This window comes from Variovorax soli (assembly GCF_031454625.1).
GTDB lineage: Bacteria > Pseudomonadota > Gammaproteobacteria > Burkholderiales > Burkholderiaceae_C > Variovorax > Variovorax soli_A.
The window spans coordinates 104,925-121,340 of record NZ_JAVDRF010000007.1; the positions used below are offsets into that span (position 1 = coordinate 104,925).

Here is a 16,416-nt window from a genome sequence, read left to right on the forward strand (position 1 = left end):
GAACCGAGCCGGGTGGTCCGGCGAGGCCGATCAGCTGCTGGATTGACTCGGTAGGTATTCCCAGTCGAGGCGCCCTTGCGTCATTGACAGCGGTTCGCGTTTACCCTAAATTACTAACCGGCTGGTCATTAATGACCCCGATCTTCTGCCAAGGGTGCTCCATGACCATGTCATCCATTTCTCGCGTCTTTCGTCGCGCCAGCGTCTTGTTGCTGGCCGCCCTCGCGCTGGCGGGTTGTTCCCGCCCCCAGCCCGCTGAAGAGCCGCTGCGCGCGGTCAAGGTGATGGCGGTGGGCGCCAGCGCCTACGACACCGAGCCGGAGTTCTCCGCCGAGGTGCGGGCCCGGATCGAATCGCGGCTGGGCTTCCGGGTCGCGGGCAAGCTCACGCGCCGGCAGGCCGAGCTGGGGGAGCATGTGAAGGCCGGCCAGGTGCTGGCGCAGCTCGATCCACAGGACTACCGGCTGGCGGTCGAGGCGGCACGGGCCCAGCACGCCGCCGCGCTGACCAACCGCGATCTGGCTCTCGCCGATCTCAAGCGCTACCGTGGGCTGCGCGAGCAGAACTTCATCAGCGCCGCCGAGCTGGAGCGGCGCGAGAGCACCTACAAGGCAGCCCAGGCCCAACTGGAGCAGGCGCAGGCGCAGATGGCCTCGCAGGGCAACCAGGCGCAGTACACGACGCTGGTGGCCGACGTGCCGGGCATCGTCACCGCCATCGAGGCCGAGCCGGGCCAGGTGGTCACGGCCGGCGCGCCGGTCGTGCGCATCGCACAGGATGGCGCGCGCGACGTGGTGTTCTCGGTGCCGGAAGACCGCGCGGGGCTGGTCAAGCCCGGCTCGGCAGTGGCCGTGCGCGGCTGGTCCGATGGCAAGGAGATGGAAGGCAAGGTGCGCGAAGTGGCGGCCAGCGCCGACGCGGTGACGCGCACCTACACGGTCAAGGTTGCCATCGACGCCGCCACGGCACCGGCCTTGGGCGCCACCGTTTTCGCCCGGCCGCAGGCGCTGTCGCGCAGCGGCACGCAGGTGCTGAAGCTGCCGACCAGCGCCTTGCGCCAGGAAGGCAAGGGCAGCGCGGTCTGGGTGCTCGACAAGGCCAGCATGACGGTGCGCTCTCAGCCCGTGGAGGTGGCCACGGCGGACGGCAACGAGGCGGTGATCGGCAGCGGCCTGGCGCCGGGAATGCTGGTGGTGGTCGCCGGCGTGCACGTGCTGTCGCCGGGGCAGAAGGTGTCGATCTACCACGAGAAGACGGCCGCGCCCGCCGGGGCGGCGGCAGTGCAGGAAGCCGTGAACGCGACCGGCCGGATCACCCCGGTTTCCTCGACCCGCTGAGGACGGCTCCATGACCTCAGAGACCACGGTGGCCGGCGCCGGCAAGGCCGGCTTCAATCTTTCGAAGTGGGCGCTCGACCATCCAGCGCTCACGCGCTACCTGATGCTGGTGCTGATGGTGCTGGGCTTCACCGCCTACTTCCAGCTCGGCCAGGACGAGGACCCGCCCTTCACCTTCCGCGCGATGGTCGTGCGGACTTACTGGCCCGGCGCGACGGCGCAGCAGGTGGCCGAGCAGGTGACCGACAAGCTCGAGCGCACCCTGCAGGAGGCGCCCTACGCCGACAAGATCCGCAGCTATTCCAAGCCCGGCGAGTCGCAGATCATCTTCCAGATCAAGGACTCCTCGCGGCCCGGCGATGTGGCCAACGTCTGGTACACGGTGCGCAAGAAGATCGGCGACATCCGCGGCACCTTGCCGGCGGGCATCCAGGGGCCTTTCTTCAACGACGACTTCGGCGATGTCTATGGCGTGATTTACGCGCTGGAGAGCGACGGCTTCAGCTATGCCGAGCTCAAGACTTTCGCCGACGACGTGCGCCAGCAGCTGCTGCGCGTGAAGGACGTGGCCAAGGTCGAGCAGTTCGGCGTGCAGGACGAGAAGGTCTTCGTCGAGGTCTCGCAGAAGCGGCTGGCGCAGCTGGGGCTGGACTTCAACTCGGTGCTGTCGCAGCTCGGGCAGCAGAACGCCATCGAGAGCGCCGGCACCATCCAGGCGCCGCAGGACGTGGTGCAGGTGCGCGTGGCCGGGCAGTTCACCAACGTCGAACAACTGCGCGCGATGCCGATCCGCGGCAGCTCGGGCAACCAGATGCGGCTGGGCGACATCGCCGAGATCCGGCGTGCCTATGTCGATCCGCCGCAGGTCAAGGTGCGGCACCAGGGCAAGGAGGTGATCGCGCTGGGCATCTCCATGGCCAAGGGCGGCGACATCATCGCCCTGGGCAAGGCGCTGCGCGCAGCCACCGATGACATCGACCGGCGCTTGCCCGCGGGTGTCAAGCTGGCGCAGGTCCAGAACCAGCCCGTCGCGGTCTCGACTTCGGTCAACGAATTCGTGCACGTGCTGATGGAGGCGGTGGCGATCGTGCTCGCAGTGAGCTTCATCTCGCTCGGCCTGCACAAGGGCGGGCGCTTCGGCTACTACATCGACATCCGGCCGGGGCTGGTGGTGGCGATCACCATTCCGCTGGTGCTGGCCGTGACCTTCCTGGCGATGAACTACTTCGGCATCGGCCTGCACAAGATCTCGCTGGGCTCGCTGATCATCGCGCTGGGGCTGCTGGTGGACGACGCGATCATCGCGGTCGAGATGATGGTGCGGAAGATGGAGGAGGGCTACGACAAGGTGCGTGCCGCCACCTTCGCCTACGACGTAACCGCCAAGCCGATGCTGACCGGCACGCTGATCACGGCCGCGGGTTTCCTGCCGATCGGCATCGCGAAGTCGGTGACCGGCGAGTACACCTTTGCGATCTTCGCGGTGACGGTGATCGCGCTGGTGCTGAGCTGGCTGGTCTCGGTGTACTTCGTGCCCTACCTGGGCACCTTGCTGCTCAAGGTGAAGCCGCACGATCCCGAGGAGCCGCCGCACGAACTGTTCGACTCGCCCTTCTACAGCACCTTCAGGCGCATGGTGGACTGGTGCGTCAAGCACCGCTGGCTGACCATCGGTGCGACCTTGCTGACCTTCGCCCTGGGCATCGTCGGCATGGGGAAGGTGCAACAGCAGTTCTTCCCCGATTCGAGCCGGCCGGAGATCATGGTCGACCTGTGGTTCCCCGAAGGTACCTCCTTCGCCGCCAATGAAGAGGTGGCCAAGCGCGTCGAGCAGCGGCTGCTGAAGGAGGAGGGCATCACCACCGTCAGCACCTGGGTCGGCTCCGGCGTGCCGCGCTTCTATCTTCCGCTGGACCAGGTGTTCCCGCAGACCAACGTCTCGCAGTTGATCGTCCTGGCCAAGGACCTGAAGTTCCGCGAATCGCTGCGGCTCAAGCTTCCGGGGCTGCTGGCCGAGGAGTTTCCGGAGATCCGCGGCCGCGTGAAGCTGCTGCCCAATGGCCCGCCGGTGGCCTACCCCGTGCAGTTCCGCGTGATCGGCACGGAGCCGGAGCTGCTGCGCACGCATGCCGACGAGGTCAAGGCGATCATGCGCGACAACGCCAACATGCGCGGCGTGAACGACAACTGGAACGAGTCCGTCAAGGTGATCCGGCTCGAGGTGGACCAGGACAAGGCGCGCGCCCTCGGCGTCACCAGCCAGGCCATCGCGCAGGCCTCGCGCACCATGTTCAGCGGCACGACCATCGGCCAGTACCGCGAGAACGATCTCCTGATCGACATCGTGCTGCGCCAGCAACCGGACGAGCGCGAATCGATCTCGGACATAGGCAATGCCTACCTGCCCACCAGCTCGGGCCGCTCGATTCCGCTGACGCAGATCGCGAGGCCGGTGTTCAGCTGGGAACCTGGAGTCATGTGGCGCGAAAACCGCGACTACGCCATCACCGTGCAGGGCGACATCGTCGAAGGCCTGCAGGGCGCCACTGTCACGGAACAGTTGCTGCCGGCGCTGCGCAAGCTGGAGGCGAAGTGGCATGCCGAGGGGCAGGGCGCCTACCGCATCGAGGTGGCGGGCGCGGTGGAGGAGAGCAGCAAGGGCTCGTCCTCGATCGTGGCCGGCGTGCCGATCATGCTGTTCCTGGTTTTCACGCTGCTGATGCTGCAGCTGCACAGCTTCAGCCGTTCGATGCTGGTTTTCCTGACCGGCCCGCTCGGCATTGCCGGCGTGGCCGGTGCGCTGCTGGTCTCGAACCGGCCCTTCGGGTTCGTCGCGCTCCTGGGCGTGATTGCGCTGATGGGCATGATCCAGCGCAACGCGGTGATCCTGATCGACCAGATCGAACACGACCGCGCGGCCGGTGTGCCGACCTGGGACGCGATCGTCGAATCGGCGGTGCGCAGGTTGCGGCCGATCGTGCTGACCGCGGCGGCGGCGGTGCTGGCGATGATCCCGCTGTCTCGCAGCGTGTTCTGGGGGCCGATGGCGATCGCGATCATGGGCGGCCTCATCGTCGCCACCGTGCTGACGCTGCTGGCGCTGCCGGCCATGTACGCGGCCTGGTTCCGCGTGCGCCGCGATGAAGCCGACCCCGCCAAGGAGGCCGAAGAGGCTCTGGTTCGCGCTTAAAATACGCGGTTGACCGATTTCAGGCGGTCGGCTTTCCCGGCCGGCTGCTTCTCGAATGCGAAGGCGGCCTCCGGGCCGCCTTCCGTATTCATCACCTGAAAAAACTGGAACCGCGCGGGTGGCGAAATTGGTAGACGCACCAGGTTTAGGTCCTGACGTTCGCAAGAACGTGCCGGTTCGAGTCCGGCCCCGCGCACCAGCACAAGACCCTCTCAAGGAAGACACAAATGACCGTGAACGTTGAAACCCTCGACAAGCTCGAGCGCAAGATCACGCTGACCTTGCCCGTCGGCACCATCCAGTCCGAGGTCGATTCACGCCTCAAGAAGCTGGCCCGCACCGTCAAGATGGACGGCTTCCGTCCCGGCAAGGTGCCGATGACCGTGGTGGCCCAGCGCTATGGCTACTCGGTGCACTACGAGGTCATGAACGACAAGGTCGGCGAGGCCTTCTCGCAGGCCGCGAACGAAGCCAAGCTGCGCGTGGCCGGCCAGCCGCGCATCACCGAGAAGGAAGAGGCGCCCGAGGGCCAGCTGGCCTTCGACGCGGTCTTCGAGGTCTTCCCCGACGTCAAGATCAACGACCTGTCCAATGCCGAAGTCGAAAAGCTCAGCGCCGAAGTCGGCGACGACGCGATCGACAAGACGCTCGACATCCTGCGCAAGCAGCGCCGCACCTTCGCCCAGCGCGCCCAGGACGCGGTCGTGCAGGACGGCGATCGCGTGACGGTCGACTTCGAAGGCAAGATCGACGGCGAGGCCTTCCAGGGCGGCAAGGCCGACGACTTCCAGTTCATCGTCGGCGAAGGCCAGATGCTCAAGGAATTCGAAGATGCAGTGCGCGGGCTGAAGGCCGGCGACAGCCGCACCTTCCCGCTGTCCTTCCCGGCCGATTACCACGGCAAGGACGTGGCCGGCAAGCAGGCCGACTTCATGGTCACCGTGAAGAAGATCGAGGCCTCGCACCTGCCCGAGGTCAACGAGCAACTGGCCAAGTCGCTCGGTATCGCCGAAGCCACGGTCGAAGGCCTGCGTGCCGACATCAAGCGCAACCTCGAGCGCGAGGTCAAGTTCCGCCTGCTGGCGCGCAACAAGAACGCCGTGATGGACGCGCTGATTGCCAACGCCGAGCTGGATCTGCCCAAGTCCAGCGTGCAGGCCGAGGTGGACCGCATGGTCGAAGGCGCCCGCGCCGAACTCAAGCAGCGCGGTATCAAGGATGCCGACAAGGCCCCGATCCCCGACGACGTGTTCCGCCCGCAGGCCGAGCGCCGCGTGCGCCTGGGCTTGGTCGTGGCCGAGCTGGTGCGCGCCAACGGCTTGCAGGCCAAGCCCGAGCAGATCAAGGCCCACATCGACGAGCTGGCCGCCAGCTACGAGAAGCCGGCCGACGTGGTGCGCTGGTACTTCGGCGACAACCGCCGCCTGGCCGAGGTCGAGGCGGTGGTGATCGAGAACAACGTGACCGACTTCGTGCTCGGCAAGGCCAAGGTCAACAACAAGTCGGTCTCTTTCGACGAGCTGATGGCCCAGCAGGGCTGATCGCCGGCGGGCCTCGCGGGGCTTGTGCTTTGTGGCACGGGCCCCCATGTCGTCCGGGTACAGTACAAACCTCTCTGGAGAGCACACATGAGCGCACAGGATATTCAAGGCCTCGGCATGATCCCGATGGTCATCGAGCAATCGGGCCGCGGCGAGCGTTCCTACGACATCTACTCGCGGCTGCTCAAGGAGCGCGTGATCTTCCTGGTGGGCGAGGTCAACGACCAGACCGCCAACCTCGTGGTGGCGCAGCTGCTGTTCCTGGAGAGCGAAAACCCGGACAAGGACATCTCGTTCTACATCAATTCGCCCGGCGGCAGCGTGAGCGCCGGCATGGCGATCTACGACACCATGCAGTTCATCAAGCCGGCCGTTTCGACCCTGTGCGTGGGCTTCGCGGCCAGCATGGGTGCCTTCCTGCTGGCGGCGGGCGAGAAGGGCAAGCGCTTCTCACTGCCCAACTCCAAGATCATGATCCACCAGGTGCTGGGCGGCGCCCGGGGCCAAGCCACGGACATCGAGATCCATGCTCGCGACATCCTCAAGACGCGCGAGCAGATGAACCGCATCCTGGCCGAGCGCACCGGCCAGTCCCTGGACAAGATCGCCCGTGATACCGAGCGCGACTACTTCCTGAATGCGGACGAAGCCAAGGATTACGGCCTGGTCGACCAGGTGATCGCCAAGCGCAGCTGAGTCGGTCGGCGCTCCGGCGGCGACAACGGCGTTTTCCGCACGGAAAACGCCGTTTTTGTTCGGGTTGGGGACGGGCCGAGGGTCTTCCTTCTTCGCTATCATTGTTAAACCCCCGTTACGAGGCATCTGTCCATGGCCGAGAAAAAAGGCTCTTCCAGCGAAAAAACGCTTTATTGCTCGTTCTGCGGGAAGAGCCAGCACGAGGTCAAGAAGCTGATCGCCGGTCCGTCGGTTTTCATCTGCGACGAGTGCATCGATCTCTGCAACGAGATCATCCGCGATGAACTGCCCGCCGGCGAAGAATCGCGCGAGGCGCGCAGCGACCTGCCGACGCCGCTGGAAATCAAGGCCAACCTCGACAACTACGTGATCGGCCAGGAGCCTGCCAAGCGCATGCTGTCGGTGGCGGTCTACAACCATTACAAGCGCCTGCGCCACAAGGAAAAGGCCAAGGGCGAGGACGTCGAACTCAGCAAGAGCAACATCCTGTTGATCGGCCCCACCGGCTCCGGCAAGACCCTGTTGGCCCAGACCCTGGCGCGCATGCTCGACGTGCCCTTCGTGATGGCCGACGCCACCACGCTGACCGAGGCCGGCTATGTCGGCGAGGACGTCGAGAACATCATCCAGAAGCTGCTGCAGAGCTGCAACTACGAGGTCGAGCGCGCCCAGCGTGGGATCGTCTACATCGACGAGATCGACAAGATCTCGCGCAAGTCCGACAACCCCTCGATCACCCGCGACGTCTCGGGCGAGGGCGTTCAGCAGGCGCTGCTCAAGCTGATCGAAGGCACCATGGCCAGCGTGCCGCCTCAGGGCGGGCGCAAGCACCCCAACCAGGACTTCCTGCAGATCGACACGACCAACATCCTGTTCATCTGCGGCGGCGCCTTCGCCGGGCTGGAGAAAGTGATCGAAAACCGCACCGAGGCCTCCGGCATCGGCTTCGGCGCCTCGGTCAAGAGCAAGCAGCAGCGCAGCCTGACGGAGGTGTTCCGCGAGGTGGAGCCCGAGGACCTGATCAAGTTCGGCCTGATTCCGGAGCTGGTCGGCCGCATGCCGGTCGTTGCCTCGCTGGCCGAGCTCAGCGAGGACGCCCTGGTGCAGATCCTGACGGAGCCGAAGAATGCGGTGGTCAAGCAGTTCACCAAGCTGCTGCAGATGGAAGGCGTCGACCTGGAAATCCGTCCAGCGGCGCTCAAGGCCATCGCGCGCAAGGCGCTGGCCCGAAAAACCGGCGCCCGTGGCCTGCGCTCGATCCTGGAACAGTCCCTGATCGACACCATGTTCGAGCTGCCGAATGCCACCAATGTCGACAAGGTCGTGGTCGAAGAATCCACAATCGACGAAAACAAGCCACCGCTCCTGGTGTACCGCGAGGCGGCCAAGAAGGCCTGACTGAGTGAGTTTCAGGCCGGCTCCTCCGATACCGGTGACCGGCGTCTTCGGCGATTACTGCGCCCGCGGGCTTGAAAAGCGCGCGCGGCCGACCATCTTCCCATGATCAAGTAAAGGATTTCCATGTCCGGTCATACCCCCCTGCCTGCCAACGAGATCGACCTGCCGCTGCTGCCGCTGCGGGATGTGGTCGTTTTCCCCCACATGGTGATCCCGCTGTTCGTCGGCCGGCCCAAGAGCATCAAGGCTCTTGAGCTCGCGATGGAAGCGGAGCGCCGCATCATGCTGGTGGCCCAGAAGGCCGCCGCGAAAGACGAGCCCTCCGTCGAAGACATGTTCGAGGTCGGCTGCATCTCGACCATCCTGCAGATGCTCAAGCTGCCCGACGGCACGGTGAAGGTGCTGGTCGAAGGCCAGCAGCGCGCGCGTGTCAACCGCATCGACGACGGCGAGACGCATTTCTCCGCCAACGTGACGCCAGTGCAGGTCCCGGAGGCCGCGGTCCAGAAGGGCACCGAGGTCGAGGCGCTGCGTCGCGCGGTGATGCAGCAGTTCGACCAGTACGTCAAGCTCAACAAGAAGATTCCGCCGGAGATCCTGACATCGATCTCGAGCATCGATGACCCGGGCCGCCTGGCCGACACCATCGCCGCCCACCTGCCGCTCAAGCTCGACAACAAGCAGGCAGTGCTGGACCTCGACGACATCAAGTCGCGGTTGGAGAACCTGTTCGGCCAGCTGGAGCGCGAGGTCGACATCCTCAACGTCGACAAGAAGATCCGCGGCCGCGTAAAGCGCCAGATGGAGAAGAACCAGCGCGACTTCTACCTCAACGAGCAAGTCAAGGCGATCCAGAAGGAGCTGGGCGAAGGCGAAGAGGGCGCGGACATCGAGGAAATCGAGAAGAAGATCAAGCTCGCCAAGATGCCCAAGGAAGCGCTCAAGAAGGCCGAGGGCGAGCTCAAGAAGCTCAAGCTGATGTCGCCGATGTCGGCCGAAGCCACGGTGGTGCGCAACTACATCGACGTGCTGATCGGCCTGCCCTGGAGCAAGAAGACCAAGATCAAGCACGACCTCGCGCATGCCGAGGAAGTGCTCAACGAGGACCACTACGGCCTCGAGAAGGTCAAGGACCGCATCCTCGAATATCTTGCGGTGCAGCAGCGCGTCGACAAGGTGAAGGCGCCGATCCTTTGCCTCGTCGGCCCGCCGGGCGTGGGCAAGACTTCGCTGGGCCAGTCGATCGCCAAGGCGACCGGCCGCAAGTACACGCGCATGGCGCTGGGCGGCATGCGTGACGAGGCCGAGATCCGCGGGCACCGCCGCACCTACATCGGCGCGCTGCCGGGCAAGGTGCTGCAGAGCCTGAACAAGGTGGGCACGCGCAATCCGCTGTTCCTGCTCGACGAGATCGACAAGCTGGGCACGGACTTCCGCGGCGATCCCTCGAGCGCGCTGCTGGAAGTGCTCGACCCGGAGCAGAACCACACCTTCGGCGATCACTACGTCGAGGTGGACTTCGATCTCTCCGACGTGATGTTCGTCGCCACCTCGAATTCGATGAACATCCCGCCCGCGCTGCTGGACCGGATGGAAGTGATCCGGCTCGCGGGCTACACCGAGGACGAGAAGACGCACATCGCCCTAAGGTACCTGCTGCCCAAGCAGATGAAGAACAACGGGGTGAAGGAGGACGAACTCCTGATCACCGAGGAAGCCGTGCGCGACATCGTGCGCTACTACACCCGCGAAGCCGGTGTGCGTTCGCTCGAGCGTGAGCTGTCGAAGATCTGCCGCAAGACGGTCAAGGGCCTGCTGCTGAAGAAGATGACGCCCAAGGTCGTGGTCGAGGGCAAGAACCTCAACGACTTCCTCGGCGTGCGCAAGTACACCTTCGGCCTGGCCGAAAAGCAGAACCAGGTGGGCCAGGTCGTTGGCCTGGCGTGGACCGAGGTGGGTGGCGACCTGCTCACAATCGAGGCGGTCACCATGCCCGGCAAGGGCGTGATCAGCCGCACCGGCTCGCTGGGCGACGTGATGAAGGAGTCGGTCGAGGCGGCCCGCACCGTGGTGCGCAGCCGCGCAGGCCGGCTCGGCATCAAGGATGAGGTGTTCGAGAAGCGGGACATCCATATCCACGTGCCCGATGGCGCCACGCCCAAGGACGGTCCGAGCGCGGGAGCTGCGATGACGACGGCCTTCGTGTCGGCGTTGACGGGCATCCCGGTGCGCGCCGATGTCGCGATGACCGGCGAGATCACGCTTCGCGGCGAAGTGACGGCCATCGGCGGCTTGAAGGAAAAGCTGCTGGCTGCGCTGCGTGGCGGCATCAAGACGGTGCTGATCCCGGAAGAGAACGCCAAGGACCTGCAGGACATTCCCGAGAACGTGAAGAACGGCCTCGAGATCGTGCCGGTGAAGTGGATCGACAAGGTGCTGGAGATCGCACTGGAGAAACAGCCGACGCCGCTGTCCGACGAGGAGGTGGCCGCCTCCGCGGCCGCGATGGCGGAGCAGGCCAAGCAGCGGGCATCGCAACCCGCGGAAGGCTCGATCAAGCACTGAGCCGAGCGCTTGCGGGAGCTCGAAAAAATGCTCTATAATCAAAGGCTTGAAACGCGGGAATAGCTCAGTTGGTAGAGCGCAACCTTGCCAAGGTTGAGGTCGAGAGTTCGAGACTCTTTTCCCGCTCCAGTTTTCAAAAAGGGAAGCTTCAAGCTTCCCTTTTTTTCGCGAGTTCTGACAAGAAGAAAACTTCGATTCAACGCATGGCGCGATAGCAAAGCGGTTATGCAACGGATTGCAAATCCGTCTAGCCCGGTTCGACTCCGGGTCGCGCCTCCAACCTTCATCGATAGATCGATCGGACAGCCCCTCCAACCATCGTTGTCGGGGCTGTTCTTGTTTCGGGTATCGTCCATATCCACCCGGACGCCCGGATGGTGAAATTGGTAGACACATCGGACTTAAAATCCGCCGCTTCCTGCATAAGGGGCATACCGGTTCGACCCCGGTTCCGGGCACCACCACATCACAAGGGAGCATGACATGCCTCGCTACAACGCTCCGTTCGAAATCCACGTCCACGGCGACGTGCCGCTGCGTCCCGACGCGAGCTTCGATCAGATCCAGGAAGCCCTGAAACCCCTTTGGAAATACGCCGGCGCGCGCTCACTGGCCGATGGCGCGAACAGCGTCTATGAGGAAGAGCCCGGAATCCGCTTCGAGCAGAAGGAGCACGTTCTCCAGATCTGCTGGACCGTCGCCGGCGACGAAGATTTCCGCCAGGCGCTCGACGAGATGTGCATGGCGCTCAACGAACTGGCCGAGCAGGGCGCCGCGATCGAGGTCACCTTCTACGACACCGACTTCGACGAGGAGGAGGGCGACCCCGAGGAGGAGTCTCGCGACGATTTCCTGATGCTCTTCGTCGGCCCCAACCCTGCGGCGATCATGCAGATCCAGCGCGACCTTCTGGTCGAAGATGTGGTGAACCTCATGGAGCGCCACTTCGATGGCGCCGAACTCGGCGGCGTGGTGGCCGAGATCGACAAGCTCTTCGGCGACCGCTTCGACGCGCTGGTGAACTCGCTCGAGATCGGCAAGCGTCCACGCGGCGGCACCGGCGGGGCCGGCAGCGGCGGCCATGGCGGCGGACGCCGCCCGCGCCACCTGCACTGACACCGAGGCGTCGAAGCCGCCGCCACGAAGCGGTCAAGCCGCTCCGCTATGCTCGGGCGACCTTCTGTTCGTGGAGCGTCGCTTGGCCCTTTTTTCCCAGTCTGCCCTTCGTCCCGGCGTTCGCAAGCGCGAAGTGTTCGGCTGGGCCATGTACGACTTCGCCAACTCGGGCTACACGACGGTCGTGATCACCGCGGTGTTCGCCGCTTACTTCGTGGGCGGGATCGCCAAGGGTGCACCCTGGGGGCCTTTCGCATGGACGGTCGCCCTCAGCATCTCCTACGCGATCGTGATGTTGAGCATGCCGGCTATCGGCGCCTGGGCCGACCTCCATGCGGCCAAGAAAAGGGTCCTGGCGATCGTCACCGCGGGGTGCGTGCTCGGCACGGCGGCGCTGGCGATCACGCCTCGGCTCGGTGGCCCTTTCGCGGTCGCGCTGGCGATGGGCCTGGTGGTCGTCTCCAACACCTTCTACTCGTACGGCGAATCGCTGACCGGCGCCTTCCTGCCGGAGCTGGCGACGGCCGAGGGCATGGGCAAGGTCAGCGGCTGGGGCTGGGCCTTCGGCTACATCGGCGGCATGCTCGCGCTCGGGCTGTGCCTGGCCTACGTGCTGTGGTCGCAGGCGCGGGGCCTGCCCGCTGCGCACTTCGTGCCGATCACGATGCTGATCACCGCTGGCCTCTATGGCGTCGCGGCCTGCGCCACCTTTGCCTTGTTGCCCGAGCGCGCGCGTCCGCAGGCGGCGGCGGACAGCCGCAGCGCCTGGCAGCAGCTGCGCGACACCTTCAGCCAGGCGCGCGCTTACCGTGACTTCATGTGGCTCCTGGCCTGCACCGTCTGCTACCAGGGCGGCGTGGCAGTCGCGATCACGCTGGCGGCGATCTACGCCGAGCAGGTCATCGGCTTCGTGCCGAGCGAGACCATGATGCTGATCTTCGTGCTCAACATCGCGGCTGCGCTCGGCGCCTTCGGCTTCGGCTACCTGCAGGACCACATCGGCCATCGGCGTGCGCTCTCGGGCACGCTGGTGGCCTGGATTGCGGTGTGCGTCATCGCGGCCTCGGTCACGACCAAGGGTGGGTTCTGGTGGGCCGCATCCATCGCGGGCCTGGCCATGGGGTCGAGCCAGTCGGCCGGTCGCGCCATGACGGGCCTGCTCGCGCCGCCGCGGCAGCTGGCTGAATTCTTCGGCCTCTGGAGCTTCGCCACGCGGCTGGCCGCGATCATCGGTCCGCTGAGCTATGGGGCCATCACCTGGATGACCGGTGGCAACCAGCGCGTCGCGATCATCTCGACGAGCGCCCTGTTCGTCGCCGGCCTGCTGCTGCTGCTGCCGATCGACATGCGGCGCGGCCGGGCCGTGGCACTGCGTGAAGAGGGCGCTCAGTCCGATGCGGTGCCCTTGGCGGTACGGTAGACCGTCCCGTCGTAACGCAGGATCTGCGACGAGAACTTCGCGGGACGCTCATGCGTCACGCAGTCCTCGCCTTGCGCGCTGGAGCGGGTTTCGGTGCGGGTCTGGCGCAGCAGCAGGTCGGCGTAGCCGTGGCTCGTGCTCCGTGCGATCGACAGGCTGCTGTGCACGGTCACGAAGTTGCCCTCGCAGTTTGCGTCCCACTCGCCGCGTTCCAGCGTGGTCTCCAGCTCGTCGAGCACCTTGGCGAGCTTGGGCCCCTGAGGGACGTACAGCGTCAGCGTCTCGTTCGAATAGGGATTCACGCGCGATGAACCCTGGCGCACGATGCGCAGGCCGAAAGCGCGCGCGTCGGCGGCCAGCACGTAGCGCGCGCTGTCGACCTTGATTTCGCTGATGCGCACCGCATCCTCGCTCAAGGCCGAGGGCTGGAACACGCGGCTCACGATTCTGGCGCGCTCGGTGTTGCCGTTGTCGGCTTGCTGCACCACCAGCACGTCCAGATCGAACTGCGTGACGCCTGGCTCGGAAGCGGGCCGCGGCAGCGGCAGCACGACGATGAAGCGCCCCGCCAGGCCGCGCCACGGCTGGCAGACGGCACGTTCGTGGTCGAGCGCCTGCCTGGGATGCAGCTTGGCATGCATGCGCTCCGCGAGGCCGGTGTCGCAGGCTGCGTGGCCGGCGGTGCTCAGCAAGGCCAGCAGGAGGGCAAGAACCAGTCGGTGAGTCATGCGCGCAAGAATCGGAATCAGGCGACCGCCGCGGTTGCGGGCCCGGCCGGACGCGAGAGCCAGCGCGCGGCCGCCGCATCGAGGGCCTCGGGATCGGCGCTGCTCAGGAGCGCCACGGCGCCTTCGCCTTCAGCGACCAGCTGCCCGGCCTCTGCCAGCAGCCGCCGTGTCTGGAGCGCGACCGGTGCACCGGTGTCGATGAAGCGAACCGATTCGCCGCAATGCCGGCGCAGCTCGGCCTCGATGAAGGGGTAGTGCGTACAGCCCAGCACCAGCGTGTCGATGTCCCCGGGCGCGCTGCCGAAGCGGCCGGCCTCGCGCAGGTAGCGTTCGCTCAAGGCGGCGATTCCGGCAACGTCGCCACGCTCGATGGCACCCGCCAGGCCATCGCAGGGAACGATGCGGAAGTCCGCCTGCGCGGCCAAGGAGGCATGCAGCGCCTTGAACTTGCGGCTCGCCAGCGTCACGCGGGTCGCGATCACGGCAATATGCCCGGTGCGCGTGGCGGCCACAGCGGGCTTGAGCGCCGGCTCGACGCCGACCACCGGCAGCGCCCTGTGTTCGCCCCGCAGTTCATGGATGGCCGCCGCCGTCGCGGTGTTGCAGGCGACCACCAGGGCCTTGATCCGGTGTACTTCGAGAAGGTAGCGCGCGACCGCACGGGTGCGCGTTGCTACGTAGTCGTCCCCGCGCTCGCCATAGGGCGCGTGGCCAGCGTCGGCGAAGTAAACGAAGCGCTCGTGCGGCAGCGCCTCGCGCAGCGCATTGAGTACGCTCAGGCCGCCAACACCGCTGTCGAACACGCCGATGGGCGAGGTGCTCAAGCCGCTTCCATCATGATGGTCTTGAACTCGCCGCTGGCGATGCGCTTCTGCCACTCGGCCGGGCCGGTGATATGCGCGCTGGTGCCGCCGGCGTCGACCGCCACCGTCACCGGCATGTCGACCACGTCGAACTCGTAGATCGCTTCCATGCCGAGATCGGCGAAGCCCACCACCTTGGCAGTCTTGATCGACTTGCTCACCAGGTAGGCGGCGCCGCCGACGGCCATCAGGTAGGCGCTCTTGTGCTTCTGGATGGCCTCGATCGCCACCGGGCCACGCTCGGCCTTGCCGATCATCGCGATCAGCCCGGTCTTCGCGAGCATCATTTCGGTGAAGCCGTCCATGCGCGTGGCGGTGGTCGGTCCGGCCGGGCCCACGGCCTCGTCCTTGACGGGATCGACCGGGCCCACGTAGTAGATCACCCGGTTGGTGAAGTCCACCGGCAGCTTCTCGCCCTTGGCCAGCATGTCGGCGATGCGCTTGTGCGCGGCGTCGCGGCCGGTCAGCATCTTGCCGTTGAGCAGCAGGGTGTCGCCCGGCTTCCAGCTCGCGACCTCGGCCGGCGTGAGGGCGTCGAGGTCCACGCGCTTGCTCTTGTTGTAGTCGGGCGCCCAGTCGATCTTCGGCCACAGGTCCAGCGAAGGCGCCTCCAGGTACACCGGCCCCGAGCCGTCGAGCACGAAGTGCGCATGGCGCGTGGCCGCGCAATTCGGGATCATCGCCACCGGCTTGCTGGCCGCGTGCGTGGGATACATCTTGATCTTGACGTCCAGCACCGTGGCCAGGCCGCCCAGGCCCTGGGCGCCGATGCCCAGCGCATTGACCTTTTCGTAGAGCTCCACGCGCAGCGCCTGCACCTTGTCGAGCTCGGCGCCCGAACGCTTTCTGGCCAGCAGCTCGTGCATGTCGAGGTCGTCCATCAGGCTTTCCTTGGCCATCAGCGCGGCCTTCTCGGCCGTGCCGCCGATGCCGATGCCTAGCATGCCGGGCGGGCACCAGCCGGCACCCATGGTGGGCACGGTCTTGAGCACCCAATCGACCACGCTGTCGCCGGGGTTCAGCATGGCCAGCTTGCTCTTGTTCTCGCTGCCGCCGCCTTTGGCGGCCACCGTCACCTCGACGGTATTGCCGGGCACGATCTCGCTGAAGATCACTGCCGGCGTGTTGTCCTTGGTGTTCTTGCGATCGAACTGCGGGTCAGCCACGACCGAGGCGCGCAGCATGTTGTCGGGGTGGTTGTAGCCGCGGCGCACGCCTTCGTTGATCGCGTCGTCCAGGCTGCCGGTGAAGCCGCCCCAGCGCACGTCCATGCCGACCTTGAGGAAGACGTTGACGATGCCGGTGTCCTGGCAGATTGGGCGCTGGCCGGTCGCGCTCATCTTGCTGTTGGTGAGGATCTGCGCCATCGCATCCTTGGCCGCGGGGCTCTGCTCGCGTTCGTAGGCGCGCGCGAGGTGGGCGATGTAGTCGGTCGGGTGGTAGTAGCTGATGTACTGGAGCGCGGCGGCAACCGATTCGATCAGGTCGGCTTGCTGGATGATGGTCATGGCAGGGTCCGTGGGAGGGGGAAGTACTCGCGCATGCGAGCCGTTCTTGTTTGC

Annotated in this window: 11 protein-coding genes and 4 tRNA genes; 12 read left to right on the plus strand and 3 right to left on the minus strand. The window is 65.8% G+C overall.

Annotated elements, in window-relative coordinates; all coding sequences use genetic code 11:
- Positions 1–161: 161 nt before the first annotated feature.
- The 12 genes from J2739_RS17200 to J2739_RS17255 all read left to right on the plus strand — a co-directional run bounded on the left by J2739_RS17200 (position 162) and on the right by J2739_RS17255 (position 13,263).
- Positions 162–1,337 (plus strand): efflux RND transporter periplasmic adaptor subunit, encoded by a 1,176-nt coding sequence (locus J2739_RS17200; RefSeq protein WP_309903761.1) that lies wholly within the window; start codon positions 162–164, stop codon positions 1,335–1,337.
- A gap of 10 nt (positions 1,338–1,347) precedes the next feature.
- On the plus strand, positions 1,348–4,527 hold the full coding sequence (locus J2739_RS17205) for an efflux RND transporter permease subunit (RefSeq protein WP_309903763.1): 3,180 nt from the start codon (positions 1,348–1,350) through the stop codon (positions 4,525–4,527).
- A gap of 112 nt (positions 4,528–4,639) precedes the next feature.
- Positions 4,640–4,726, plus strand: a tRNA-Leu gene (locus tag J2739_RS17210).
- A gap of 28 nt (positions 4,727–4,754) precedes the next feature.
- A complete protein-coding gene (tig, locus tag J2739_RS17215) occupies positions 4,755–6,068 on the plus strand; it encodes a trigger factor (protein ID WP_309903765.1) in 1,314 nt (437 codons plus the stop codon).
- 87 nt (positions 6,069–6,155) lie between these two features.
- On the plus strand, positions 6,156–6,764 hold the full coding sequence (clpP, locus tag J2739_RS17220; protein WP_309903767.1) for an ATP-dependent Clp endopeptidase proteolytic subunit ClpP: 609 nt from the start codon (positions 6,156–6,158) through the stop codon (positions 6,762–6,764).
- A gap of 132 nt (positions 6,765–6,896) precedes the next feature.
- Entirely contained in the window at positions 6,897–8,162 is a 1,266-nt protein-coding gene (clpX, locus tag J2739_RS17225) for an ATP-dependent Clp protease ATP-binding subunit ClpX (protein WP_309903768.1), read from the plus strand.
- A 123-nt stretch (positions 8,163–8,285) separates the two neighbouring features.
- Positions 8,286–10,727, plus strand: coding sequence for an endopeptidase La (gene lon, locus J2739_RS17230; protein ID WP_309903770.1), 2,442 nt, complete (start codon positions 8,286–8,288; stop codon positions 10,725–10,727).
- A gap of 53 nt (positions 10,728–10,780) precedes the next feature.
- Positions 10,781–10,856: transfer RNA gene (locus J2739_RS17235), tRNA-Gly, on the plus strand.
- Positions 10,857–10,932: 76 nt separating this feature from the next.
- Positions 10,933–11,006, plus strand: a tRNA-Cys gene (locus J2739_RS17240).
- A gap of 89 nt (positions 11,007–11,095) precedes the next feature.
- Positions 11,096–11,188: transfer RNA gene (locus tag J2739_RS17245), tRNA-Leu, on the plus strand.
- Between the two features lie 22 nt (positions 11,189–11,210).
- Positions 11,211–11,843: a DUF6806 family protein gene (locus J2739_RS17250; RefSeq protein ID WP_309903772.1), complete on the plus strand. Its 633-nt coding sequence runs from the start codon at positions 11,211–11,213 to the stop codon at positions 11,841–11,843.
- Between the two features lie 82 nt (positions 11,844–11,925).
- Positions 11,926–13,263, plus strand: a complete 1,338-nt coding sequence (locus J2739_RS17255; RefSeq protein WP_309903774.1) for an MFS transporter — start codon at positions 11,926–11,928, stop codon at positions 13,261–13,263.
- Here the strand turns inward: J2739_RS17255 and J2739_RS17260 are convergent.
- The 3 genes from J2739_RS17260 to J2739_RS17270 are packed head-to-tail and all read right to left on the minus strand — an operon-like array spanning position 13,230 to position 16,362.
- Positions 13,230–13,991, minus strand: coding sequence for a PA3715 family protein (locus tag J2739_RS17260; RefSeq protein ID WP_309903776.1), 762 nt, complete (start codon positions 13,989–13,991; stop codon positions 13,230–13,232). The two genes, J2739_RS17255 and J2739_RS17260, sit on opposite strands and share 34 nt — an antisense overlap.
- A gap of 17 nt (positions 13,992–14,008) precedes the next feature.
- Entirely contained in the window at positions 14,009–14,815 is an 807-nt protein-coding gene (murI, locus tag J2739_RS17265; RefSeq protein ID WP_309903778.1) for a glutamate racemase, read from the minus strand.
- The gene (locus J2739_RS17270) at positions 14,812–16,362 is read right to left on the minus strand and encodes a fumarate hydratase (RefSeq protein ID WP_309903780.1); all 1,551 of its coding nucleotides are present in this window, start codon (positions 16,360–16,362) and stop codon (positions 14,812–14,814) included. Before J2739_RS17270 ends, murI begins: the two co-directional genes overlap by 4 nt.
- Between the last annotated feature and the right edge of the window lie 54 nt (positions 16,363–16,416).